We start from the raw sequence: 23,099 nt of genomic DNA, 5'->3' as shown, positions 1-23,099 counted from the left end.
TTAATGCTGACCGCTTTTTGTAGGAGCCAGGCTTGCCGGCGAAGGCGCTCTTGAGGACGCTTTCGCCGGCAAGCCTGGCTCCTACAGGTGCGGTTCGCTTTTATACGGCCGGGAATCAGCGAAGTCGGTGATGTCCGCGCGGTTCATGAGTCGCAGTTTTGAACCGGAGAACCCTTCGAACAACTGCCGATGCTCGGCAAACCCACTTGAACCCTCGCGAGCACGATAACTGCCGGCCCAGTCGAGCAAGGCGATCAGCCTCTCGTCCTGCTCATCCCGATTAGCCTCACGCAGACGAACATTGGCGACGCATTCCTCATCGTCAATACACAGCCAGATCAACGCCGTGGCCCTGTGGATAAGTTCGCTGACGATCCAGCCGTAGACACCTTCGATCACCCAGCGCTCTTCATCTGCTGCGATCCGCGCCATGCCCAGGGCTTCGGCGCGGGGGCGGGTGATGCTGTGTTCGTCGGACAGCCAGTGAAGGGTGTCTAGGTCGATCCGGGGTATTTGCAGTTGCTCGGCCAATCGCTCGGCCAGCCAGCTTTTGCCGGAACCGGAGTTGCCGATGATCAGCGTTCGGGTGAGATTCATATTCAGAACCACTGTGGGAGCGGGCTTGCTCGCGAAAGCGGTGTGTCTGTCAACATTGATGGCGGCTGACAAACCGCTTTCGCGAGCAAGCCCGCTCCCACAGGATTTGGGGATGACCAGTCATACAGGGTGTACCTTCAATCCTCAGCCTCAGGCGCCACCATCCGCGTCTTCGGCGAGCCATCCGAGTTGTGCTGGTAAATCGCCTGCGGCTGTCCTTTTTCATTAAAGAACACCTGCCCGATCCCCGCCGAATTCCACAACCGTTCACCCGCCTCGGCATGCTCCGGAACATGCGGCACGATGCGCATCCGTCGGCGCTTGGTCAGCCAGTTCAGTGGTGAACGTGGCGAATAGAGCCAGCGGTTGAGCCGGTCGAACCATTCCAGCAGCGTCGGCGGAAATTCGTTCTTGATGCCGCTGCTGGTGATCTGCCAGATCCTGGGGCCCGCCTTGCGGTGTCGGATCAGCACTTCGTAGACGAAGGAATAATGCACATCGCCTGACAGCACCACGTAGTTACCCGGTGTACGCGAGTGTCGGAAAATGTTCAGGATCACCTGCGCCGCGCCGCGATGGGCCATCCAGTTTTCGGCGTCCACCAGCAAGGGATAACCGAACCAGCTGAACACCCGTTGCACGGTTTCGATCAGCTTCACACCGAACACCGGCGCGGGCGAAACGATGATCGCCGACGGGTGATCCAGCAGTTCCTGTTGCAGTTCGCAGAGGGCTTCCCAGTCCAATAGACCCGAGGGTTGCTTGAGCGTCATCTCGCTGCGCCAGCGCCGGGTGCGGGTGTCGAGCACCACCATCGCGGGGCTGGTGGGCAGCACGTAATGCCAGTGCTGAAACTTCAGCAGTTCATCGATCAAGGCGTCCTGCACCGGGCTGTCGAGATAGCCGTCTTCCCCGGTCGCACTGAAACCATCGGTCTTCGCCAGCACCGCGCCGAACGCATCCGGGTTGTTGCCCCAGCCCTGGCACAACATGTAAGCGATCAGTGCGTTGCCGATGATGCGCTTGGAGAACGGGTGGCCGTAGGCCGTTTCCTCCCATTGCGCGGAAAGATTCCAGTCATCGGTAATATCGTGGTCGTCGAAGATCATCAGGCACGGCAGATGCGCGAAGGCCCGTGCGACACCGCCCAGGCCAGCCTTGAAGGTATCGATGCGGGTCTGCTCCAACGCATAACGCTCGCGCCGTTCGGGAATCAACTTCGGCGGTTTTGGCGTGATCAGCGTCCAGGGTGTCGGCGACCACACCAGCAGGTACATGGCCATGACCTCAGCGAAGGTCACCAGATGATTATCGGCACTGCTGCTGGTGAAAATCGGCTTGCGCGCCCCGCCGAAAAATCGCTCGCGCAGGGTTTCATTGCTTTGCAGCGCCGGTAACAAATCCGCACGGTGGTAGTAGCTGGCCGCATGCTCATAGAGCTTGGCGCTGTCGCTGACCACGGCGCCTTCGAGGTGTTCGCCGAACAATCCCAGCCGTGCGATCAAGGCATGAATGGCCCGCAGCATCGGCCCGGCGACATCGTCGGCGTACACCTGATCGCCACTCATCATCAGCAGCGCCGGGCGCTCAGTGGCCTCGTGTTCCGAGGCCAGCAAATGATCGACACAGAGCAAGCCGTCGGCGGCGGGATGATGAGGTTTGCGGCAGGAACCATGCAGCAGTTGGTCGATCCGCGAGCGCAAAACGAAATTCGGGCAGCGTGCTTCGCCATACAACAGATGCGGCGCCCATTCGGCGATGCCCGTCATCGCGTCATCAATCAACAGGTCGTACTCGATCAACGTGTCGCAGGGCAGGGCGTTGTCGAGCGGCACATCGATCAAATGAATAAAGGCGTGCGTTCCGACGGGAATGATCGTGCATTGCCCGGCGTCGAGGCGGATGTCGCCAACACCTTGCAGGCGCAACGTCAGCGACAACGCCCGGGTGCCCACGAGCCACAGCACCAGCCGTGAAGGCTCCAGGCGCCGCAACAGCGGCCCGACCAGAACCGGTGGCAGTGGGGTGCAGTTGTCAGGCAGTGGCAGTGATTCGGACATCCGGGTTCAAGACTCTTGGCGCACAGGCCGGCGATGATAACGCAGACCTCTGCCTGAACTTCATCAATTGCCTGGGGTAACGTTTACTTGGGGGGGAAGGTCGTTACCCACAGCAACAACGTGAAAAATGCCGCCACCACACTGCAGGCCCCGGCGATAAAATGACGGCCGACCGGATGTTCGCCTTCCTTGAATCGGGCGATGACGAAGAGCCACGTCCCGATGAACACCCCGATGAACGCCATCAACGAATAAAGAAAATACGTCGGGCCCCGTGTTCCAGCCTGTTCGGGGGCCATAAAGATCAGCACGACCACACCCACAAGGAAACTGGCCAGGACACCTGCCAGGTTGGCCAGCCACAGATTGACGCTGCCACGATTCCTCACGATCCAATGCCATATCCCCGCTGATGCAGCGAGGAACACCAAAATGCCGAGGGGTACCATTGATTCTTCCTTGTTCATGGGTCGGGAGAGACGATGGCGTGCACGATATCAAATCAGTGGCTTTGAGCTGAAGAGTGTCATGGGTTGCGTTGAAACTGCTCAATCCTGCCCCGGTATTCAGTGGCGATGACATTCAATTCCGACCCCGGCAGCTTGTTGGCCCGATACACCAGAAACGGCTCGCTCCACGCCCATTGGCAGCGATGCGCAGTCGCGCGCAGCGGTTGCAACAATTGCTCAAGGGGAAACAGGTTAACGCCGGTTTCACTGTAGGCCTCGGGCGTATTGCCCGCCGTCGCCACAATCATGATCGGCAACCCTTCAAGCCTGGAACCCTGCGCTTCATAAGCGATGTAGTACATCTGCGTCAGCACGCGGTCCTGCCAGTTTTTCAGCAGCGCTGGCGTCGAGTACCACTGCACCGGAAATTGCAGCACCAGCCGCTTTGCCGACAACAAGCGCTGCACCTCCACGGCGGTGTCGACTTCATCGGTCGGGTAAAGCCCATACAGATCGACGATGGAGACGCCCGGCAGATCCTTCACGGCATCAAGCAAGGCGCGGTTGGCGTGTGAACTTCCCAGATCCGGGTGAAAACTCATAATCAGCGTGGTGTCGTTCATGGGATTACCCGGTTCAAGTGAAGGGAGCCACAGCGTGCCAGCGTGCTATAAATTGCTCCAATGGATGGTTTGTCTAATTAGGTATTGATTCAATGAATCTACGTTCGGTGGACCTCAATCTGTTGACCGTGCTCGATGCGTTGCTCGACGAAGCCCACGTCTCCCGCGCGGCCGAGCGTGTCGGCCTGTCGCAACCGGCGGCCTCCAATGCGCTGGAGCGTTGTCGGCATCTGTTCCAGGATCGCCTGCTCGAACGCGTGCCGGGCGGCATGCAACTGACCCCCAAGGCGCAGGCCTTGCGCGGTCCGTTGAAGCAGATTCTGGGCTCGGTCAGCACGCTGGTCGGCGCTGCCAGTGCCGACCTGAGCACCCTGCGCCAAACCGTGCGCATCGTCATGGCCGACTTCCCGGCGATCATCGTCGCGCAACAGTTGCACCAGCGACTGACCGAGTTGGCACCGGGCATCGACCTGGTGATTCAACCCTGGCAGGGCGGCGAAGCGGCTCAGGAAAGTTTGAGTCGCGGCCAAAGCGATCTGGCCATGTCGGTCTTCCCGCCCCTCGGACCGGACTACACCCGCCGCCTGCTGTTGCACGAGCATTTCGTGGTGGCGATGCGCGCCGGGCATCCTGCAATTGCAGACTTCAATCTCGAGCGCTGGCTGAGTTATCCACACGTGCTGGTGTCTGGCCGAGGCGCAACCTGGGGCCCGCTCGACGAATTATTGAAAGGGAGGGGGCTGGCGCGACGGGTCGGGATCGTCGTGCCGAGCTTCGTCATGGTTCCGGATCTGCTGCTGGGCTCGGACCTGATTGCGATGTTGCCCAGCCAGTGCCTGTCGATGCCGATGGCCAAGACGCTGCACACCGTGCAACCGCCGATTGAGGTTGAGGGATTTGCGGTGCATCTGGCCTGGCATAAACGCCGCGATGAGGACGCGGCGGTGCAGTGCGTAGCGCGGGTGTTGGAGGAAGTGATCGCTGCTCACTGACATCCGCCTCACCGTTGGCGACCAGCCAGCGAAACAGCTCGCTCACCGACACCGTGTGACTGCGCTCGATCCAGCGCACCACCGCCGGGCCGTAGTGTTCGGTGTAGCGGGTGAGCACCAGTTGGCGACAGTCTGCGGACAGGCGCAGGGTGATTTCCCGGCAGTGCAGATTCGCCTCGTCGTCGCGGGTCACGCGGTGTTGAAGAGTCAGGCCTTCAGAAACCATCGGCCGGTGCTCCTGTGCATTGTGGTTGAGTGTTCTTCGGCGAGCCTTGTTTGCCCTCGACCACGAAAGCGGCGCGATGCTCGGCCACCACGTTGCGCAACGCGCTGTAATAGTCCGGCAGTTTTTGCAGACTGTCGGTCAGCGGCAGCACTTCGGCTCGGCCATCGACGATGTCGCCGACGGTGTTGATCGTTGAGAGCGTGTCCACGGTATCGCTGTTGTCGCCGAACGGATCGACCACGAAACTCAGCACACGCCCGGCCGCATCGCGGCTGTTGGACGTGCCGAGCAACGGCAGTTCGACGATTGGCCCGTCGCCGATGCCCCACACGCCGAAGGTCTGGCCGAAGTCGGCTTTATGACGTGGAATGCCGGCCATGCCGGAGACGTCGATCAACCCCACCACGCCCACCGTGGTATTCAGCGCGAACCGCCCCAGCGTATTGACCGAACGCATCGGGTTGCCTTGCAGCAGGTCATTGATAAACACCTCGGGCTCGCCGAAGTTCGCCACGAAGTTATGCACACCCGTCTGGAAAAAGTCCGGCGTGTGGCGATAGCCGCGAGCGACCGGAGCCAGGGCGTAGTCATCCACCACCCGGTTAAACGCGAAGACCCCGCGATTGAGCGGTTCCGCCGGGTCGTACACCGAATAGGCGATGTCGGCGCAGCTCACTTCGGCGCTGGACGACGGCTGGCTGCTACAGCCCGCCAACCCGGCGGCCAGCACGGCAATCGAGGTGTTGCGGGCCAGCCAGGGAGCACATTTGAAAGGCAACATGGACGCGAGTCTCGGGAGGAATTGGCGGCGATGCTGGGCCCCGAGCCTTGCGCAAAGATGTCCGGTTTATTGCGCCGCTGTCGTTTTATTGCAGGATTGAAATATATGACGCGCTGCCGTGAATGGTTTTAGATGACGGTTCCATTCGCCCCGTTAAGTGACCTTCGGTGAACAGCCTTTTAATTGTCGACGACGACCTTGAAGTCCTCGATCTGCTGAAAAAATTCTTCGTCCAGCACGGCTACAGCGTCGAGGTCGCCACCGACGGCGCGTCGCTGTGGGCGGCCATCGAGCGCAAGGCGCCAGACCTGATCATTCTCGACGTGATGTTGCCCGGCGACAGCGGGCTGATCCTGTGCCAGCAACTGCGCATCCGCCACGCGATCCCGGTGATCATGCTCACCGCCATGGGCGAACTCAGTGATCGGGTGGTCGGCCTCGAACTCGGCGCCGACGATTACCTGACCAAACCCTTCGACGCCCGCGAACTGCTGGCCCGAGTGCGTGCCGTGTTGCGCCGCGTGGAGGACCGTCGACCGCTGGCGCAGGAACGTCCACGGCCGCTGATCGACTTCGCCGACTGGCACCTCGACGTCACCCGCCGGGAACTGCGCTCGCCGGATAACGTGATGATCCCGCTGTCGGCCGGTGAGTTTGATTTGTTGCTGGTCTTCGTCGAACACCCGCAACGCATCCTCACCCGCGAGCAATTGCTGGACCTGGCGCGCGGGCATTGTCACGACGCGTTCGACCGCAGCATCGACGTGCAAGTCAGCCGCTTGCGACGCAAACTCGAATCCGACACCAAGCGCCCGGCGATGATTCGCACCGTGCGCAACGGCGGTTACCTGTTCACTCCAAGTGTGACGCGGCGATGAACTGGCTGAAGCGGATTCGCCGGGACACGGTGGCGCGCTGGATCGCCCTGACCATCATCCTCGCCATGCTCATTTCCCTGGCGCTCAACGGGCTGTTCATCCAGCTCGCCGGCGTCTGGGCGCGGCCGCCGCTGACTGAAACCGGGCTGCTGGAAAAAATGGCCGCCATCACCCGTGTCATCAAGGCTGCCCCGGTGCCCCTGCGCAGCCAGTTGGCACAAGCTGTCAGCGATGAAGGCTTTACCGTCAGTTGGCACCTTGATCGACGTGAGCTCAACCTGCCTCCCGTGGAGGATCTGGATTCCGAAATCGGCTCGACCCTCTTGCAGCCGTTGCTTAAATTCGCGGGTCGAATCCAGACCTACGAGCCGGCTGACTGGACGGAACCCTCGGCGGACGCGCATTACGCGTTGCTGATCGAGCTGCCCGACTCGTCCTGGCTGATGTTCTCCGCGCCCTCACGCAGCTGGGGCCTCGACGAAACGCCGCGTTACCTGATCGTCATCCTGCTGGTGCTGATCTCCACCGCGCTGGTCGCCCTGATCGCCACCCGCCGCCTCGCCACGCCCTTGCAGCGCTTCGCCGAAGGCGCCCGACGCTTCGGCATCGATTTCCGCGCCCCACCCATCGAACCCCTCGGCCCCCAGGAAATCCGCCAGGCGATCCTCGCCTTCAACGCCATGCAGGCCCAGTTGCAACACTTCATCCGCGACCGCACGCAAATGCTCGCGGCCATCTCCCACGACCTGCGCGCACCGTTGACGCGCATGCGTTTGCGCGGCGAATTCATCGAGGATGCCGAGCAACAGCAGCGGTTGTTTCGTGACGTGGATGAAATGCAGGCGATGATCAATTCTGCGCTGGAATTCTTTCGGGACGATGCGCGGCTTGAACCGGCGACCCAGTTTGATCTGGCGGAACTGCTGCAAACCTTGCGGGATGACTACCGGGATCAGGGTGTCGAGATTGCCTTCAGTGGACCGCAACGGCTGGTGTATTTCGGGCGGCCGTTGGGGCTTAAGCGGGTGATGACCAATCTGCTGGATAACGCGATCAAGTACGCCAGTGAGCCCGCGATTGAGCTGATGCCTGATGCGGGGGAAGTGCGGATCAACGTGCTGGATCGTGGCCCGGGAATTCCGCAGGCCAGTCTTGAGCAGGTGTTTGTGCCGTTCTTTCGTCTGGAAGGGTCGCGGAATAAAAGCACGGGCGGGGTAGGGTTGGGGTTATCGGCTGCACGGGCGATTGTGTTGGAGCACGGCGGTGAGCTGACGCTGCGCAACCGGTCGAAGGGCGGGTTGGCGGCGTTGGTGGTTTTGCCGGTGCATCCGGGGACAGGATTCGGACTACAGTGAATGATCCATGCAGTTCGCGGGCGCTGGGGAAGGCGCAGATCAGAGGAGAGGACTTATGAAACGGATCATCTTGCCGGCACTGGCCGCCATGATGTTGGTGCAACTCCCGGCCTATGCCATCAACGACAAGTACCGCAAACAACTTGAGCAATCCGGTTGCACCCAGGTCAGCGAGACTCAGGGCTGCGATATCCACAAGAGCAAAGCGGAAAACGCCAAGGCCGGATTCACCAACCCCGCGGCGGACAGCACAAATACCCAGACGCCTTACGCCGGGCAATGGGTCGCCAAGAGCGATGCCGGCGCGACCGTTGCGACGATTCGTATCGATGCCAAGGAGCAGGTCTGGGTCAACGGCAAGCGGGTCAATGCCAAGCGCACCGATGGCACGCTGCAGTTTCATCAGGGCAAACTCACCTTCACGATTCAGGGCGATCGGCGGTTGCAGAATGAGGATTACTGGACCGACAGCGATGCCGGGACCAAGGGGCCGATTCAGATCGAGTAGCCATTACATCCTGGGACGCGGCATCGATTTCCAATACTTGTGCCAAGCTGATGAGTGTCAATCCGCCTGCCGCCCTCAGGAAACCCACGACATGAAGCCTGCAAATACGTCGAACATCCGTCGAGAGTTCTACAAAGCTGTCGGCTATTACCTTCGAGTTGTCTGGCCCATCCTTTCCACCATGCTGATCGTCATCGTCACGTGCGGCCTGATCATCAGCTACCTGGAAGGTTGGGATCCTTTCGACGGCATCTATTTCGGCTTCGTGACCGGCTTGACCATCGGCTATGGCGAGTTGGTGCCGAAGTTGCCGGTTTCGCGGATATTGGCAATATTGCTCGGGTTCAACGGCGTGCTGCTCACGGCGATCTTTGCGGCGATCAGCGTGCGGGCGATTGAGATCGCGGTGCGGGTGACCGGTGGGGATAAATAAGGCGGAACACCACACACAACCCCTGTAGGAGCGAGCCTGCTCGCGATGCAAGTCCATACAACGCGGGCATCCAGACAGCCCGCGTTATCGTTGACGACCATCGCGAGCAGGCTCGCTCCCACAGGTTTTTTCGTCGTTTTTTAGATCTAAGCTTCCCAACCCGCCCCGCTGACCGCCTTTGCGGCGATCAGCGTGCGGGCGATTGAGATCGCGGTGCGGGTGACCGATGGCGATAAATAAGGCGGAACACTACACACAACCCCTGTGGGAGCGAGACCGGCTTGCCGGCGATAGCGGTATGTCAGTCAATAATGATGGTGACTGACACACCGCATCGCGAGCAGGCTCGCTCCTACAGGTTTTTTCGTCGTTTTCTAGATCTACGCCTCCCAACCCGCCCCGCTGACCGCCTCTTGCGCCAACGGATGCAAATCCGCCCCCTGATGCTCTGTCTGCCAGGCCAGCAACTCCTTGCGCATGCCCGGCGTCCAGTACATCTGCAGATGATTACGCACACCGAGCACGGCCTGTTTCCGGTCCGGTTCGGTGGCGAAGTACTGGGCGATCTGGTTGACCATCTTGATCAGGTTGGCAGTGCTCATCGGCGCACCTCCGCTTTAGCACCTTGACGACGTTCCTTGAGCAAACGGTGCTGTTCGTCGGTGAATTCCTGGAAGCGTTTTTGCCACTCCGAAGGGTGGTACACGCGGCTGACTTCCACGGCGGTGACCTTGTACTCCGGACAGTTGGTGGCCCAGTCGGAGTTATCGGTGGTGATCACGTTGGCCCCCGATTCAGGGAAGTGGAACGTGGTGTACACCACGCCCGGCGCAACCCGTTCGGTGACTCGCGCACGCAGCACGGTTTGCCCGGCGCGGCTGCCAATGCCCACCCAGTCGCCTTCGTTGATACCACGGCTTTCAGCATCGGTCGGGTGGATTTCCAGACGGTCTTCGTCGTGCCACGCGACGTTCTCGGTACGCCGGGTTTGAGCGCCGACGTTGTACTGGCTGAGGATGCGTCCGGTGGTCAGCAGCAGCGGATAGCGGTTGTTGACCTTCTCCTCGGTAGGCACATAACCGGTGAGCATGAACCGCCCTTTGCCACGCACGAATTGATCGATGTGCATGGTCGGCGTGCCGTCCGGTGCGGCGGCGTTGCACGGCCATTGCAGGCTGCCGTGGCGGTCCAGTTCGGCGTAGCTGACGTTGGTGAACGTCGGTGTCAGGCTGGCGATTTCATCCATGATTTCCGATGGGTGTTTGTAGTTCATCGGGTAACCCAAGGCGTTGGCCAGCGCCACGGTGCCTTCCCAGTCGGCCTTGCCGCCCAGAGGGTCCATGACCTTGCGCACCCGCGAGATACGGCGCTCGGCGTTGGTGAAGGTGCCGTCTTTTTCCAGGAACGAAGCGCCCGGCAGGAACACATGGGCGAACTTGGCGGTTTCGTTGAGGAAGATATCCTGCACCACCACGCATTCCATGGCCGACAGGGCTGCGGTGACGTGCTGGGTATTCGGATCGCTTTGAGCGATGTCTTCGCCCTGGCAATACAGGCCCTTGAAACTGCCGGCCAGCGCAGACTCGAACATGTTCGGAATCCGCAGGCCCGGATCGGGTTGCAGGGTGACGTTCCACGCCTGTTCGAACTGCGTACGGACCGTTTCGTTGGAAATGTGCCGATAGCCGGGCAACTCGTGGGGGAAGGAACCCATGTCGCAGGAACCTTGCACGTTGTTCTGCCCACGCAGCGGGTTCACGCCCACGCCTTCGCGGCCGATGTTGCCGGTCGCCATGGCCAGGTTGGCGATGCCCATCACGGCGGTACTGCCCTGACTGTGTTCGGTGACGCCCAGGCCGTAATAGATCGCCGCGTTGCCACCAGTGGCATACAGGCGGGCGGCGGCGCGGATGTCGGCAGCATCGACCCCGCAGACAGGGGCAAGGGCTTCCGGCGAATTCTCCGCACGGCTGACAAACTCGCTCCAGCGGGCGAAGTCATTGCCCTCGCAACGAGCGTCGATAAAGGGCTGGTCTTGCAAGCCTTCGGTGATGATCGTGTGGGCCAACGCGTTGAGCATGGCGACGTTGGTGCCGGGGCGCAGGGCCAAGTGATATTCGGCGCGGGCATGCACCGAATCCACCAGATCGATGCGACGTGGGTCGATAACGATCAGCCGTGCGCCTTCACGCAAGCGGCGTTTGAGCTGCGAAGCGAACACCGGGTGCGCATCGCTCGGGTTGGCGCCCATCACCAGGATCACGTCAGCCTGCATCACCGAGTCGAAACTCTGGGTGCCGGCGGACTCGCCCAAGGTTTGTTTCAAGCCATAACCGGTCGGCGAGTGGCAAACCCGCGCACAGGTGTCGACGTTGTTATTGCCGAACGCGGCGCGCACCAGTTTTTGTACGAGATAGGTTTCTTCGTTGGTGCAACGGCTGGAGGTGATGCCACCGATGGAATCGCGGCCATATTTTTGCTGCAAGCGACGGAATTCGCTGGCGGCGTAGGTCACCGCTTCATCCCAGCTGACTTCCTGCCATGGGTCGCTGATGTTCTTGCGAATCATCGGTTTGGTGATGCGATCCGGGTGGGTCGCGTAGCCCCAGGCAAAGCGCCCTTTGACGCAAGAGTGGCCGTGGTTGGCCTGACCGTTCTTGTCCGGAACCATGCGCACCAGTTGGTCGCCTTTCATCTCGGCGCGGAACGAGCAGCCTACGCCGCAATAAGCGCAGGTGGTGATCACGCTGCGTTCCGGCTGGCCGAGTTCGACCACGCTTTTTTCCATCAGCGTCGCGGTAGGACAGGCCTGCACACAGGCGCCGCAGGACACGCATTCCGAATCGAGGAAGTTATCACCGCCAGCAGCGGCCACGCGGGATTCGAAACCGCGACCGGTAATGGTCAGGGCAAAGGTGCCCTGGGTTTCTTCGCAGGCGCGCACGCAGCGGTTGCAGACGATGCACTTGCTCGGGTCGTAGTCGAAATAAGGGTTGGAGGTGTCTTTCACGTCCTCCAGATGGTTCTCGCCTTCATAACCGTAACGCACCTCGCGAAGACCGACCTGGCCGGCGACGGTTTGCAGTTCGCAGTTGCCGTTGGCCGAGCAGGTCAGGCAGTCCAGCGGGTGATCGGAGATGTACAACTCCATGACATTGCGGCGCAGGGTCGCGAGCTTCGGCGTCTGCGTATGCACGGTCATGCCTTCGGTGACCGGCGTGGTGCAGGACGCGGGATAACCGCGCATGCCGTCGATCTCCACCAGGCACATGCGGCAGGAGCCGAAGGCTTCCAGGCTGTCGGTGGCACACAGTTTCGGAATGGTGGTGCCCATCAGCGCAGCGGCGCGCATCACCGAGGTGCCTTCCGGCACGCTGATGCTGCGGCCGTCGATGTTCAGGGTGACTTGCACCTGGCTTTCGCGAGCGGGAGTGCCAAGGTCGATATCGGTTTTCGGGTCGAAGAGAGTAATCATTGCTCGGCCTCCGAAGGCTGCAGACCGAAGTCAGCGGGGAAATACTTGAGGGCGCTGGTGACCGGGAAGGGGGCCATGCCGCCCAAGGCGCACAGCGAACCGTATTGCATCGTGTCGCACAGGTCCTTGAGGATGATCACCTGCGCATCGCGTTCGCTCTGGTCCGGCGCGGCCAGCATCCGATCGATAACCTCAACGCCCCGGGTCGAGCCGATGCGGCAAGGCGTGCATTTGCCACAGGATTCCTCGGCGCAGAACTGCATGGCGAAACGGGCCATTTGCGCCATGTCCAAGGTGTCGTCAGCCACGACCACACCGCCGTGACCGACCATCGCGCCGATGCCGGCGAAGGCCTCGTAATCCAGCGGTGTATCGAATTGCGACGGCGGTACCCAGGTGCCGAGCGGGCCGCCCACCTGCGCGGCTTTCAGCGGTCGACCACTGGCGGTTCCGCCGCCGTAGTCTTCCACCAGTTCCCGCAGGGTCAGGCCAAACGCCCGTTCCACCAGGCCGCCGTGACGAATATTGCCCGCGAGTTGGAAAGGCATCGTGCCCATTGAACGGCCAATCCCATAGTCGCGATAAAACTGCGCACCTTTCGCCAGAATCAGCGGCACCGAGGCCAGGGTCAGCACGTTGTGCACCAGCGTCGGTTGGCCGAACAGGCCCTGCAACGCAGGGATCGGCGGCTTGGCGCGGACGATCCCGCGCTTGCCTTCAAGCGAGTCCAGCAGCGCGGTTTCTTCACCGCAGATGTAAGCGCCGGCACCGACCCGCACTTCCATGTCGAAGGCCAGACCGCTGCCGCCGACATTGGCGCCGAGGTAACCCGCTTCACGAGCAATGTTCAGCGCTGCACGCAGAGTGGCTACGGCATCCGGATATTCCGAACGAACATAGATGTATCCGAAGGTGGCGCCGACGGTAATGCCGGCGATGGCCATGCCTTCGATCAGCAGGAAGGGGTCGCCTTCCATCAACATGCGGTCGGCGAAGGTGCCGGAATCGCCTTCGTCGGCGTTGCACACAATGTACTTCTGCGCCGCCTGAGTGCCGCGCACCGTGCGCCATTTGATTCCGGCGGGGAAGGCCGCGCCGCCACGGCCACGCAGGCCGGAATCGAACACTGAGGTTGCGGTCTCTTCGCCGCCAATGGCGATGGACCTTGTCAGGCCTTCGAAACCGCCGTGGGCCCGGTAATCGTCAAGCGACAGCGGCCGGGTAATACCGGCGCGGGCGAACAGCAGGCGTTGTTGAGACTTGAGATAAGGCAGCTCCTCCACCAGGCCCAAGGCCAGTGGGTGAGCGGATGGGTCGCCTTTCAAGGCATCGAGCACGGACGGCACATCGCCTGCGGTCAGCGGACCGAAGCCGATCCGGCCTTGCGGGCTGTCCACTTCCAGCAGCGGTTCCAGCCAATACAAACCGCGCGAGCTGGTGCGCTGCAACTCCAGCGGCAGATTGCGTTCCTTGGCCTGAGTGATCAGCGCTGTGGAGACTTCATCGGCCCCAACAGCACGGGCAAGGGAATCACAGGGCAAATAAAGAGTCGGCATCACGCGTCCTCCCGGCAAGCGTCGAGCAAGGCATCGAGACGCTCAGCACTGAGCCGCGCATGCACCCGGCCATCCAGCTCCAGGGCCGGCGAACAGGCGCAGGCGCCGAGGCAATAAACGGGGCGCAAACTGATGTTGCCGTCGGCGCTGCTGCCGTGATCGTCCAGTTGCAGGCGGTCGCGCAACTGCGCAGCCAACTCTTCGGCACCACGGCTTTTGCAGGACTCAGCCCGGCACAAACGCAGAATATGGCGGGCCGGCGGCGCGGTACGGAAGTCATGGTAAAAACTGATCACCCCGCGAACCTCGGCCTGACTCAGGTTGAGGGCATGAGCAATCTCGGGGACGGCCACATCGGGGATGTAACCGATGCGTTCCTGAATATCATGAAGAATGGGCAACAGAGCGCCGGGGGAGCCTTTGTGGCGCTCCAGCAGGCTGTTGACCAAAGGCAGGTGCAAACTCTCATCAGGCATTCAGCAATCCTCACGGTCACGGACAAACCAGAAGGTTGTCGGTCGTCCGAAAGTGTCGGCTGCGGCACTCACACCACGTCACGGTATCGTGGCAATTTCAGGCCGGTGGCCAGGGCACCCTGAATGGGCATCTTGTTGTGCCCGGCACGGTCTTCGCCGCACCTCAGTAAGGGCATAAAAGTCAGATTGCCACGCGGCCTTTTATTAGTCCGCACCAAAGCGACGTGTTCGGTTCTGTCTACGACCACCCATTAAGTCTAGACGAGAGGCAGCCGAAGGCGTCAGATGTACCTGGCACTCGGGATTCAATTCAATAAGCAGGGACTAGCAGGAAATAGAGTCTGTCCCCTTTGCTGCCAGTGGACGGCAAGGCGGCAAAACAGTAGCGTTGCGCCACTTTCATCAACTTTGTAACGGACTACACATGGCCACTGTCACTCGAGTCTCGCGCCTGTTCTGCGCAATCACTTTCGCCGTCGTGATGACCCCGGCGCTCGCCGGCCTGTCGAGTGAAACCCCGACATACGCCTGGGACGGCTACCTCTCCGATTGCCAGAAATTTCTGCAGGTGGTGGCCGAGGTGCAGGCCGGGCGCCAGACGCCCAAAGAAGCTAATCCCGCTATCAAGATGCATCTGAGTACCCTTGAGTTCCATCGCTACTACCTATCCCCGTCAAGCCTTGGCTCCCCCGAATACGCTCGTTGTGAGAGCGGCGTTCCCATAGCGGAAGAGATCGCGCACAAGGGCGAAATTGAACTCAGCAAAGACGTGGACGAGTATCTCGCGCAAGCCCAGATCAAACACCTGGCCTCCCCGGCATACAAGCGCGCTCGCTCTCTGGGCTTCACCGACGTCGGCGAAATCGGGGAACTCGACCAGCACGCCGAGCTGGATGGTGAAGCAAATCTGAAGACCTTGATGATCAGAGTCGATTCTGGTTGCGGCGAACATTTCCGCGCCGCGAAATACGTCAAACCTTATGTGATCTACACCGTCGGTCCTGACGATGGCACCTGCGCCATTAACCGGAACGTCGCAGTGTTGGGCGGCAAAGTCGCGGAGTGGGGCGAGTACATTGATGAAGAAGCGATTTTTCAGTATGTGGGATGGAAGAAACTGCCCGGACAGGATGGATTCCCCGTCAACATTCGAGTCGTGAAAGTGGTGAAGTAATCCGCAGGATTTTTCTTCGAACGGAGGATGGGCAGATGATCGACTTCAACAACAAAGGCTTCTTCAAACTCAAGCAAAACGAAGAATACGCAGAACGGGTCAGTGCACTGCTGCTGGAAGGCGAGCACGTCATCGACTCGTACAAATCCATGCGCGACGGCGTCGTCTTCACCAACAAACGCATCATCGCCGTCAACGTACAGGGCATCACCGGCAGCAAAAAAGACTTCACCTCACTGCCCTACAAAAACATCGTCGCCTACTCGGTAGAAACCTCCGGCACCTTCGACCTGGACTCGGAACTGGAGATCTACTTCTCGTCGCTGGGCAAAGTGAAATTCGAATTCACCGGCAGAACATCGATGGTAGAAATCTCAAAACTGATCTCCCAACACCTCCTCTAACCCGAGCACCCCAAAGCCCCGAAAACCCCGGGGCTAACGCCCACCCCCTGTAGGAGCCGGCTTGCTGGCGATAGCGCCAAACCAGCCACCACCAACCCCAAAGACACTCACCCAGAAACCAAATACGACCAAGCCTGCCCAAGCACAACCGCGCCAACAAAAACACTCACCGCCCCGGCAAACAAATGGCGCAGAAACAGATCCTCCGGCTGCTCAAGCCTCGCAATAAGCCACATCCATGTCCCAACCAACGTGCCAAACCCAGCCATAATCGAATACAACATAAATGGCGCATCCGGCGACAGAATCCCGCTGGCGGCACGAGTCAATTGCTCCACCACCATCCCGACAATACAGCCACACACAAACCCCGCCAGATTAGCCAGCCACAGATTCAGCGTGCCACGACAGCGCACGATCCAAACCCACACCCCAATCCAAGCACCGTAAATAACCAGCGAATCAAACAACATTACTCACTCCACTCCTTGGTTAAAAAAATTCAGGGCCAACATCACCCTACAAACAACCCCAACCCCCTGTAGGAGCCAGCTTGCTGGCGATAGCGCCAAACCAGCCAACATCACCACCGAACGACTGCCACCATCGCAAGCAACCCGCCCCCACAGACTTCCTACCTTATCGACTGACGGCTACAACCCTTAAGCCTTCGCCCCCGCCCGCTTGGACCCCGACAAAGAATCCCGATCCCGCGTCAACACCTTCACCGCATCATCCACCAGCGCCTTACTCATCGACGTCAAATAATGCGCAGCCCAGGCGTGGCGGTCGGTGTCTTTGGCATAGGCAGCATCTTCGGTGAGCGTTTTGGCGAGGAACAGGAAATCGGAAGCCATAGATAACGCATCGCCGAGGGGGACGTCGCGGGTGACGTGGAAGAGTGGTTGATCGCCGCAGTAAATGGCGGGGGTTAGGCCGATGGTTTTGAGTTCGGGTTGGTTGGTCATTGGGCACCTCCAAGGATGGAGAGGCAATGGGGGAAGGCGTTACGCGATTGGGAATTGCGTAGAGGGAAAAGCCAAAATTTGTACGGATTGATGCTGCGCATTATCAGACTCCTTGATATATGGAGCTGCCACGTTCGTTTCCACACGAATGGGTGACAGCTGTGCGCAGGGTGGAAAACCGGGAATCAAGGAAACCGGCACGCCCGAAGACGTCCCACGCACAGCCGCCATAACTCACGCCGCAGGCATAAAAAAAGCGCCGGCAGACGTGATGGGGGCGCTGTTGCGCCTTGAATTACACGGGTTTCCACACCCGGTCGCTGAATTGGCAGCGACGGGTGGGAGGGTATCGTGCAGACGTTTTTCCTGCAACCTTGAAGGGGATCTACGATCACCCGAAATGAGAAAATGTGCGCTGTCCCCCTAATTAATCAAACAATTATCGTAGTGATGGAAATTTATTCTGTACATGACTCCCTAATACTAACTCCTGCCGTAGATCACGCATGGGATCAGAGTTTGGTGAGGTTTCGAGGGTTATTGATCGTGTAGTTTCTTGGGGCATGTCGCCCGGGTGGTGTACAATTGTCACTAAAATACGGCAGTAACCTATATGGTTGGCGAGTTTGTTGTGCGATAAGCGATATATTTTATTAAGGTTTGGAGGGTGTTATGGGTCTTCCGCGTACTTTTATTGGGTTTAGTAGTACTGATATTAATTACTATAGGCTAATGCTCGCCTGGAAGGAGCATGAGCATATTAATTTCAACTTCACCAATTGTCAGTTGTCTCAGGAGATAAACTCTTGGGATGAGGCTTATATCAAACGTAAGTGTCGCGAAAGGATTGATATGGCGGGTACGTTTGCTGTATTGATTGGGAGGGATACTCGATCAAAGCATAAGTATGTGCGTTGGGAGATGGAGGTTGCACTAGAAAAAAAATGTAGAATTATTGGAATAAATTTGGATGGTTCTCGAAGGGTAGTAGATTCTACTTGCCCACCGATTATTCGTGATGTTGGGGCTGTTTTCGTCCCGTTTTCGCCTAAAATTGTTGCCTATGCGCTAGAAAATTATCGCGCTAGCCCAAATGATGATTATCATTATAATGATCATGTATATGCTGGTTTGGGATATAAGGTTTGATTATGTTGGAACATGATTTTCCTGCGCTATATCGATCGGCGGATAGGCTGTCTTCGGAGTCGCAAAGGCAATTTTTGCGAGCGCTGAAGGTGCACTTGTTACTGCTAGTGTTTGCTGCCGGTCTATCAATTGTGAGCTCTCCTCATTGGGCTATCGCGGTTTGCCAACTTCTTGCATTGTTAGGTGCATTATCCTGCTCTGTTTACTTATTCAGCAGGCGTCCCGATCATAACTGGTATGCTGGTAGAGCTGTAGCCGAGTCAATAAAAACAATCACATGGCGTTTTGTTTGCCGTGCGGAGCCATTTCAGGGTAGTGACGCCTTTGCGCTGAAAGATTTTCATAATAGACTGAAGGCAATTGTAGATCAGAATAAGGATGTAGCTCAGTCATTGACGGAACATTTGGATGATCCTCAAGTAACTCAAACGATGACGCGAATGCGGGCTGCGTCTCTTGATAAAAGAAAGGAAAGTTACGAGAAGGGTCGCATAAAAAACCAATTAAGTTGGTATGCTAAAAAGGCGGTTTTTAATAAGAAAACGTCTAATGTATTTTTCTGGATTTTAATTGTTATTAACGTAGTCGCGGTAGTGTGTGCGGCTTTACGAATTAAATTCCCTGATGCGCAATTCTGGCCGACCGATGTGTTTGTTGCGATGGCTGCTAGTATATTAAGTTGGATGCAAGCAAAAAGGTTTTCTGAGCTTGCTGCATCTTACGCACTTGCTGCTCATGAAATTGGATTGATTCGTGAGCAAGCACTAATGCCAATCACTGACGAGGAGTTCTCTAAATTCGTTGGTGATGCTGAAAATGCTTTCTCGCGCGAGCATACTCAATGGGTAGCTAGGCAAGATGTTTGAATTCATTGGGAATGGTTCATAGGCATGGCTTTTAACTGTGATGAGTGTTTTTATTTCGGGTTGTGGCTTTTAGAGTGCCTAAGATTGCCACTCAAGATAATGGAGTGGCGCATTCTAAGTCAATTTCTGAGGTTGTTTAAGTAGGGGGGGCATAGGTCAGGCAATTGTAATTGAGTAGTTAATTAGTGATCATACGCGGTGCGTCACATTATTGTTTGAAATCTGTAGGTCTATATTGCCTTGTTGGCATCAACATCATAACCCGCTGATTTTAGCTCTTTTATTAGTAGAAAACGCCATGCTCCCGATTCGTCGATCGGTATATACATAATGCCGGCATAATCGGATGGGATCTCGATATCGCCCTTTACCAAGCCGGAAACTCGGTGGCGGCCTAGTTTTCCTATAAAGTATCCGAACTCAAAAATCACGTTCTGTCTGGCTCTTTGGCGAATATTTTCAGGTTCTTTGATAGAGGAGCCAGCATCATCAGGTGTTATAAGGGCGATTGCATAACCAACATCTGAATGATTTTCAAATTTTTCGATAATTGTTCTTCCTTGATTTGCCTCCTCATGCAGGATCACAGGTTCAAGCCCCAGTTTTGAGATAAACCGCGCTACGGTTTCCTTTGTTCCTCCATCATGGCCATGAATAATAAATACTTTGCTGGAGTCGGTTTTTTCGAGCGGATCTCTCAAGGTTTTATCTGGAGTGGAAGTTGTCTCCGCTCCTTCGTTCCAGTACTCCTGAATTTCTTCAATCATTGATGTAAGGACATGTCTCGCATTTTCTAAGCCGTCAACGTAACGTTCCTGAAATTTATACTCGACGGTTGAGCTAGAAAACGCACCTAGTGAATACCTTATTTGACTGAAATCAGTAATGTGCCGAGACTCGCTACCAAAAATATGTTCTAACGCTACTTGGGTATCGCGGATCCATTTTTTGAATTGTGCGCTTCCTCTCTTTGACTTTTGAAGATCGCTAATTCTTGCGATCAATAATTTAATTTTTTCGATGGCTTTTTCTTTTGAAATCAACTCAGAGGCTCCTGGTTTGTTTGCAGAGGAAGGGGGCGGGTTGTTATTGGATTAATTCCGAAAATAAAACCGCCCCCATTTTAATCCCATACATCAACTCGAGCCGGTAAGTCGTTAAAGGCATCGGGCGAAATAGGAGTAAAAGTTTGTTCGCTTGTCGATGGAATTAGAGCTAATGTAAAAGATGAACCAGTGACTTCAGTTGAGGTAGTGGTTTGTCTTATATCTAAATCTGATCTGTAATTACCATACAGGTACTTTATGGATTCGCATAAGAATTTTATGAGCTCACTCCAGTTTTCATTTTCAAGGTCTAAGGGGTCTCTGTCCTCATAGTCCTCCTGGTGAACTAAAGTGTTCCTTATTTTGTAAATCCTACGCCCTATCGACTGCTTAGATGCGGTGAGTTTATCTTCTGCACCATCCAGTGCGAGACTTCGGAACGATATTATCGTCCCAGCTTTGGCATTGGCAACGATAGAGTCGTCGAGCATTTCAAAGAGTTTTACCACTGATTCGGCTTCTTTTTCCCGAAAGGATGTGATCTTCATAACTGCGCGGTGAGATTCTAAAGCTGTAAGCTTTAACTGAAACGCATTTTTTGTCGACATGCCCCAAGGTAAGAAAAATAAGGCCTCCAAGCATTTGTATAGTTCAAAAAAAGTATACTTCCAGTGAATGGAGGTTAGCGCGGTGTATACGTTTTCTGAAAGATGCGGGGCGATGTCTGATATTGAAAGCATTTCTTGAGCTGTGCTTTCTTCAATCAAGACGGATCTGTAACCAGAAAGATTGCAAGCGATATTTGAGGCGATTTGCCACATTTCGTCGGTTGAGAATGTACTGTTTTGATCGATTTTATATATGTTAAGGTTTTCGTGATAGGTTATAAGATCATATATGTCATGTCCGGCGTACCCTGGCTCTACGGATACTTCCAGTATGTCCCTTGCGCGGTCGACGTCTCTACGTATTTTTTTGACTTTGAATAGTTTGTTTAAGTGGAGCCTTAGGTAAAGAAAAAAGCATTCCTCCATTTCGTGATCGGAAAGGCCGAAGGTTGCTAAGTAGTCGGAAGTTTTACGAATCTCAGTTTCTGTCAAGTCCTCGGTTTTTAGAATTAAATAAAAATCGTTTTCGCACTTAAATCTTACAATGAACCCGTCGTTGTGCAGATGTATAATTTCGGGCCGCTGTCCACAAAGATCCTTAATCCTACGGTACTGGTCGATCCTGCGGTCATCACTTATCTGCGTAGTTTTAAGAAGTTTGTAGTCGCCGCTAACGGCTCCACCTGCCGACAAAAGCTCTGTAAATGCGGCTGCCATTAATCCGCCGATCTCAACCGCCATTAATGAGCCATCCAGCACGGTTCCAAGGTTTCTAGCCGATCTGAGTTTCTAATCATAGAGGCAAATGCTTTTCTGAAAAACTCCCTTTCAAATCGCCCAACCTGACTACTGCGCTGTTTCAATTTTTCATTGAGAAGTTCAAGCTGCATGAAATTATTAAGTTGATCTTGAGTGTGGTCGGATATTTTCGCGCATAGCCCGTTAATCGATTTTTCAACCTCTTCCATTTTTGTGTGGGCGGAGCGTATATCAATGGGGAAGCCTGGTTCATCCAGTACCGCAATTGCACAAGCTGCACAAAAACCAGCCATAGCAGGAAAGCTCTTAAATACATCTTTCCCGTTGTTTATTCGTTCAGACTCAGGTTGTGCTGCACCTTGATCTGTTAAAAGTCTTGCAAATTCCCGATCTAATTTGCTCATAAGTGCTACGGTTTTAATGAAGAATTCAAGGATTTCATTGTTTGATGTGGTTTCAATGGCATCCAGTCGAACAAAGTCTTCCGAGATTTTGTCCTTAATTTCTACCTCGCTTTTTCTAGAGGAGAATAAAAGAAAAAGCTCTACTATGTTTTTGCTTTGGTATTGCCCGGGCTGAGATCTGCGTTTTTTGCTGTCGGCTAGGAATATAGTGACGTTTTCTCCAAGTGATTCCTTAATTTGTAGGATTAGTTGCCAGTATACTGTTTCGAGTTGACGGCCGATATCCCAAGGAACTTGTCCAGTATTTAGTACTAGCATACGATATATTAACGAGTTGACGTTATTTGCTACCCAGAACTCAACTCTTGTTTCGTGATTCGCTTCGAGTGGTGATTCACGATGTGCATCAATGATTGCTGTTGTTCTTTGCATGCCATCAATAATGGAGACTCTGCCGATTTCAAGCTCGCTGACATATTTTATGAGCTCATTCGGATTTTGAATGCTCCGAATTATGTCCATTTCATTTCCTTTTGCCATTATCCCGATAACAATAGGGGGTAAAATAGCTCCGGATTTGATGTCGTCTACCATTCGATTTCGAATTGTTATGGCTGTTTTAGTTTTAAGGGCACTACGTTGTCCGTCGATTCCACCCTTATCTTTATAAACGCCATCTATAATAGTTAGGTATTCAATCGTAGGCATGCTTGTAAGGATTGAAATGCAATTAATCCTACTGTCTTCCATTTTGTGAACAAACATCGAATTCTCCATTTTTTTATTCTTACAAGTCAGACGTTCCGTTTGGGGGTGGGCAGCAATGTCAAAAGCGGCTAACCCCCCATTGCTACCCCTAGATACGAGATGGTAGCGCAACGCCATCGGAAAGGGGGGCAGATTTATTGTTGGATAAGGCGTGGCGATCAACGTAGCCCGCTATCAGACGTTCCTGTTTTTTAGGCCGCCCGTCTTCATTCATAGAATGTCTTTCAGATAGTCCTTGAGCGCGATGAGCGGACCATGAAGCTGCTCCATCGTCTGAATCCCGGCCAATTCACTCGCCAACCTCCCCAACTCCCGCCCCAACGGTTTATCCACACCCCCAATGGCCTTCAGCGCCAACCCCACACACTCACCCACCTTCACCTGAATCCCCTCAACATCCCCCCGCCGCACCAACAACCCAAACACCTCCCGCTCATAATCACTCATGATCGGATCATCCCGTAAAATCGGACTCGACCCCTCCGTCTCATAAGCCAGCTTGAGACAGAACAGAGCAACAGTTTCCAGCAGCAGTTCCATGGGA

The 23,099-nt window shown here is 56.1% G+C and carries 24 protein-coding genes; 9 read left to right on the top strand and 15 right to left on the bottom strand.

Annotated features, from left to right (window positions below; translation table 11 throughout):
* Positions 1-81: 81 nt before the first annotated feature.
* The 4 genes from J4E42_RS16920 to J4E42_RS16905 form a co-directional block, all read right to left on the bottom strand.
* Positions 82-597 (bottom strand): adenylate kinase, encoded by a 516-nt coding sequence (locus tag J4E42_RS16920; protein WP_207285708.1) that lies wholly within the window; start codon positions 595-597, stop codon positions 82-84.
* Between the two features lie 137 nt (positions 598-734).
* On the bottom strand, positions 735-2,657 hold the full coding sequence (locus J4E42_RS16915) for an alkaline phosphatase D family protein (protein ID WP_207285707.1): 1,923 nt from the start codon (positions 2,655-2,657) through the stop codon (positions 735-737).
* An 83-nt stretch (positions 2,658-2,740) separates the two neighbouring features.
* Positions 2,741-3,124: a hypothetical protein gene (locus J4E42_RS16910; RefSeq protein ID WP_259331692.1), complete on the bottom strand. Its 384-nt coding sequence runs from the start codon at positions 3,122-3,124 to the stop codon at positions 2,741-2,743.
* 59 nt (positions 3,125-3,183) lie between these two features.
* Entirely contained in the window at positions 3,184-3,729 is a 546-nt protein-coding gene (locus tag J4E42_RS16905; RefSeq protein WP_207285706.1) for an NAD(P)H-dependent oxidoreductase, read from the bottom strand.
* Between the two features lie 92 nt (positions 3,730-3,821).
* Between J4E42_RS16905 and J4E42_RS16900 the strand changes: the two genes are divergently transcribed.
* Positions 3,822-4,721: a LysR family transcriptional regulator gene (locus tag J4E42_RS16900; RefSeq protein WP_207285705.1), complete on the top strand. Its 900-nt coding sequence runs from the start codon at positions 3,822-3,824 to the stop codon at positions 4,719-4,721.
* Positions 4,722-4,936: 215 nt separating this feature from the next.
* Here J4E42_RS16900 and J4E42_RS16895 read toward each other — a convergent pair whose 3' ends face one another.
* Entirely contained in the window at positions 4,937-5,728 is a 792-nt protein-coding gene (locus J4E42_RS16895; RefSeq protein WP_008036622.1) for a VacJ family lipoprotein, read from the bottom strand.
* A gap of 167 nt (positions 5,729-5,895) precedes the next feature.
* Here J4E42_RS16895 and J4E42_RS16890 point away from each other — a divergent pair, with 167 nt between their 5' ends.
* The 4 genes from J4E42_RS16890 (at position 5,896) to J4E42_RS16875 (ending at position 8,902) form a co-directional block, all read left to right on the top strand.
* The gene (locus tag J4E42_RS16890) at positions 5,896-6,606 is read left to right on the top strand and encodes a response regulator (RefSeq protein ID WP_008036621.1); all 711 of its coding nucleotides are present in this window, start codon (positions 5,896-5,898) and stop codon (positions 6,604-6,606) included.
* Positions 6,603-7,961 carry an ATP-binding protein gene (locus tag J4E42_RS16885; RefSeq protein WP_207285704.1) on the top strand — a complete coding sequence of 453 codons (1,359 nt, stop codon included), beginning with the start codon at positions 6,603-6,605 and terminating at the stop codon, positions 7,959-7,961. Before J4E42_RS16890 ends, J4E42_RS16885 begins: the two co-directional genes overlap by 4 nt.
* Positions 7,962-8,016: 55 nt before the next feature.
* The gene (locus tag J4E42_RS16880; protein ID WP_192227809.1) at positions 8,017-8,469 is read left to right on the top strand and encodes a hypothetical protein; all 453 of its coding nucleotides are present in this window, start codon (positions 8,017-8,019) and stop codon (positions 8,467-8,469) included.
* Between the two features lie 91 nt (positions 8,470-8,560).
* Positions 8,561-8,902: a potassium channel family protein gene (locus tag J4E42_RS16875; RefSeq protein ID WP_207285703.1), complete on the top strand. Its 342-nt coding sequence runs from the start codon at positions 8,561-8,563 to the stop codon at positions 8,900-8,902.
* A 380-nt stretch (positions 8,903-9,282) separates the two neighbouring features.
* Here J4E42_RS16875 and J4E42_RS16870 read toward each other — a convergent pair whose 3' ends face one another.
* The 4 genes from J4E42_RS16870 to J4E42_RS16855 are packed head-to-tail and all read right to left on the bottom strand — an operon-like array spanning position 9,283 to position 14,409.
* On the bottom strand, positions 9,283-9,504 hold the full coding sequence (locus tag J4E42_RS16870; RefSeq protein WP_008025460.1) for a formate dehydrogenase subunit delta: 222 nt from the start codon (positions 9,502-9,504) through the stop codon (positions 9,283-9,285).
* Positions 9,501-12,377 (bottom strand): formate dehydrogenase subunit alpha, encoded by a 2,877-nt coding sequence (fdhF, locus tag J4E42_RS16865; RefSeq protein ID WP_207285702.1) that lies wholly within the window; start codon positions 12,375-12,377, stop codon positions 9,501-9,503. The genes J4E42_RS16870 and fdhF overlap by 4 nt, the downstream gene beginning before the upstream one ends.
* The gene (locus J4E42_RS16860; protein WP_207285701.1) at positions 12,374-13,933 is read right to left on the bottom strand and encodes an NADH-quinone oxidoreductase subunit NuoF; all 1,560 of its coding nucleotides are present in this window, start codon (positions 13,931-13,933) and stop codon (positions 12,374-12,376) included. Before J4E42_RS16860 ends, fdhF begins: the two co-directional genes overlap by 4 nt.
* Positions 13,933-14,409: a formate dehydrogenase subunit gamma gene (locus tag J4E42_RS16855; RefSeq protein ID WP_207285700.1), complete on the bottom strand. Its 477-nt coding sequence runs from the start codon at positions 14,407-14,409 to the stop codon at positions 13,933-13,935. Before J4E42_RS16855 ends, J4E42_RS16860 begins: the two co-directional genes overlap by 1 nt.
* Positions 14,410-14,833: 424 nt before the next feature.
* Here J4E42_RS16855 and J4E42_RS16850 point away from each other — a divergent pair, with 424 nt between their 5' ends.
* Together J4E42_RS16850 and J4E42_RS16845 are read left to right on the top strand one after the other, a co-directional pair.
* Positions 14,834-15,583 (top strand): hypothetical protein, encoded by a 750-nt coding sequence (locus J4E42_RS16850; protein WP_207285699.1) that lies wholly within the window; start codon positions 14,834-14,836, stop codon positions 15,581-15,583.
* Between the two features lie 35 nt (positions 15,584-15,618).
* A complete protein-coding gene (locus tag J4E42_RS16845; protein ID WP_008025469.1) occupies positions 15,619-15,987 on the top strand; it encodes a PH domain-containing protein in 369 nt (122 codons plus the stop codon).
* 107 nt (positions 15,988-16,094) lie between these two features.
* On the opposite strand, the gene J4E42_RS16840 is transcribed toward J4E42_RS16845, so the two are convergent.
* Positions 16,095-16,460 carry a hypothetical protein gene (locus J4E42_RS16840; RefSeq protein ID WP_192227813.1) on the bottom strand — a complete coding sequence of 122 codons (366 nt, stop codon included), beginning with the start codon at positions 16,458-16,460 and terminating at the stop codon, positions 16,095-16,097.
* A 189-nt stretch (positions 16,461-16,649) separates the two neighbouring features.
* Positions 16,650-16,955 carry a DUF3077 domain-containing protein gene (locus J4E42_RS16835; protein WP_008036612.1) on the bottom strand — a complete coding sequence of 102 codons (306 nt, stop codon included), beginning with the start codon at positions 16,953-16,955 and terminating at the stop codon, positions 16,650-16,652.
* Between the two features lie 672 nt (positions 16,956-17,627).
* On the opposite strand from J4E42_RS16835, the gene J4E42_RS16830 reads away from it, so the two are divergent.
* Positions 17,628-18,104, top strand: coding sequence for a TIR domain-containing protein (locus J4E42_RS16830; protein ID WP_207285698.1), 477 nt, complete (start codon positions 17,628-17,630; stop codon positions 18,102-18,104).
* A 2-nt stretch (positions 18,105-18,106) separates the two neighbouring features.
* Complete coding sequence (locus J4E42_RS16825) at positions 18,107-18,970, top strand: DUF4231 domain-containing protein (protein ID WP_207285697.1); 864 nt, start codon at positions 18,107-18,109, stop codon at positions 18,968-18,970.
* 230 nt (positions 18,971-19,200) lie between these two features.
* Here the strand turns inward: J4E42_RS16825 and J4E42_RS16820 are convergent, their stop codons facing one another.
* The 4 genes from J4E42_RS16820 to J4E42_RS16805 all read right to left on the bottom strand — a co-directional run bounded on the left by J4E42_RS16820 (position 19,201) and on the right by J4E42_RS16805 (position 23,095).
* Positions 19,201-20,013: a TIR domain-containing protein gene (locus J4E42_RS16820; protein ID WP_207285696.1), complete on the bottom strand. Its 813-nt coding sequence runs from the start codon at positions 20,011-20,013 to the stop codon at positions 19,201-19,203.
* 80 nt (positions 20,014-20,093) lie between these two features.
* Entirely contained in the window at positions 20,094-21,365 is a 1,272-nt protein-coding gene (locus tag J4E42_RS16815) for a hypothetical protein (protein WP_207285695.1), read from the bottom strand.
* Complete coding sequence (locus J4E42_RS16810) at positions 21,365-22,552, bottom strand: hypothetical protein (protein WP_207285694.1); 1,188 nt, start codon at positions 22,550-22,552, stop codon at positions 21,365-21,367. Before J4E42_RS16810 ends, J4E42_RS16815 begins: the two co-directional genes overlap by 1 nt.
* Positions 22,553-22,765: 213 nt before the next feature.
* Entirely contained in the window at positions 22,766-23,095 is a 330-nt protein-coding gene (locus J4E42_RS16805) for a hypothetical protein (protein ID WP_207285693.1), read from the bottom strand.
* Between the last annotated feature and the right edge of the window lie 4 nt (positions 23,096-23,099).

It is taken from the genome of Pseudomonas sp. FW300-N2A2, assembly GCF_017351735.1.
In the GTDB taxonomy this organism is placed as follows: Bacteria; Pseudomonadota; Gammaproteobacteria; order Pseudomonadales; family Pseudomonadaceae; genus Aquipseudomonas; species Aquipseudomonas migulae.
The sequence above is the reverse complement of the archived record's forward strand: the minus strand, read 5'-3'. Positions and strand labels throughout refer to the sequence as shown.

What these genes read in the sequence shown, in the direction of transcription:
- J4E42_RS16810 (WP_207285694.1), bottom strand. Translation starts at nt 22,552, where the DNA reads ATGTTTGTTCACAAAATGGAAGACAGTAGGATTAATTGCATTTCAATC.
- J4E42_RS16900 (WP_207285705.1), top strand. Translation starts at nt 3,822, where the DNA reads ATGAATCTACGTTCGGTGGACCTCAATCTGTTGACCGTGCTCGATGCG.
- J4E42_RS16895 (WP_008036622.1), bottom strand. Translation starts at nt 5,728, where the DNA reads ATGTTGCCTTTCAAATGTGCTCCCTGGCTGGCCCGCAACACCTCGATT.
- J4E42_RS16805 (WP_207285693.1), bottom strand. Translation starts at nt 23,095, where the DNA reads ATGGAACTGCTGCTGGAAACTGTTGCTCTGTTCTGTCTCAAGCTGGCT.
- J4E42_RS16885 (WP_207285704.1), top strand. Translation starts at nt 6,603, where the DNA reads ATGAACTGGCTGAAGCGGATTCGCCGGGACACGGTGGCGCGCTGGATC.
- J4E42_RS16860 (WP_207285701.1), bottom strand. Translation starts at nt 13,933, where the DNA reads ATGCCGACTCTTTATTTGCCCTGTGATTCCCTTGCCCGTGCTGTTGGG.
- J4E42_RS16830 (WP_207285698.1), top strand. Translation starts at nt 17,628, where the DNA reads ATGGGTCTTCCGCGTACTTTTATTGGGTTTAGTAGTACTGATATTAAT.
- J4E42_RS16905 (WP_207285706.1), bottom strand. Translation starts at nt 3,729, where the DNA reads ATGAACGACACCACGCTGATTATGAGTTTTCACCCGGATCTGGGAAGT.
- J4E42_RS16835 (WP_008036612.1), bottom strand. Translation starts at nt 16,955, where the DNA reads ATGACCAACCAACCCGAACTCAAAACCATCGGCCTAACCCCCGCCATT.
- J4E42_RS16915 (WP_207285707.1), bottom strand. Translation starts at nt 2,657, where the DNA reads ATGTCCGAATCACTGCCACTGCCTGACAACTGCACCCCACTGCCACCG.
- J4E42_RS16875 (WP_207285703.1), top strand. Translation starts at nt 8,561, where the DNA reads ATGAAGCCTGCAAATACGTCGAACATCCGTCGAGAGTTCTACAAAGCT.
- J4E42_RS16825 (WP_207285697.1), top strand. Translation starts at nt 18,107, where the DNA reads ATGTTGGAACATGATTTTCCTGCGCTATATCGATCGGCGGATAGGCTG.
- J4E42_RS16910 (WP_259331692.1), bottom strand. Translation starts at nt 3,124, where the DNA reads ATGAACAAGGAAGAATCAATGGTACCCCTCGGCATTTTGGTGTTCCTC.
- J4E42_RS16920 (WP_207285708.1), bottom strand. Translation starts at nt 597, where the DNA reads ATGAATCTCACCCGAACGCTGATCATCGGCAACTCCGGTTCCGGCAAA.
- J4E42_RS16815 (WP_207285695.1), bottom strand. Translation starts at nt 21,365, where the DNA reads ATGGCGGTTGAGATCGGCGGATTAATGGCAGCCGCATTTACAGAGCTT.
- J4E42_RS16870 (WP_008025460.1), bottom strand. Translation starts at nt 9,504, where the DNA reads ATGAGCACTGCCAACCTGATCAAGATGGTCAACCAGATCGCCCAGTAC.
- J4E42_RS16855 (WP_207285700.1), bottom strand. Translation starts at nt 14,409, where the DNA reads ATGCCTGATGAGAGTTTGCACCTGCCTTTGGTCAACAGCCTGCTGGAG.
- J4E42_RS16845 (WP_008025469.1), top strand. Translation starts at nt 15,619, where the DNA reads ATGATCGACTTCAACAACAAAGGCTTCTTCAAACTCAAGCAAAACGAA.
- J4E42_RS16880 (WP_192227809.1), top strand. Translation starts at nt 8,017, where the DNA reads ATGAAACGGATCATCTTGCCGGCACTGGCCGCCATGATGTTGGTGCAA.
- fdhF (WP_207285702.1), bottom strand. Translation starts at nt 12,377, where the DNA reads ATGATTACTCTCTTCGACCCGAAAACCGATATCGACCTTGGCACTCCC.
- J4E42_RS16840 (WP_192227813.1), bottom strand. Translation starts at nt 16,460, where the DNA reads ATGTTGTTTGATTCGCTGGTTATTTACGGTGCTTGGATTGGGGTGTGG.
- J4E42_RS16850 (WP_207285699.1), top strand. Translation starts at nt 14,834, where the DNA reads ATGGCCACTGTCACTCGAGTCTCGCGCCTGTTCTGCGCAATCACTTTC.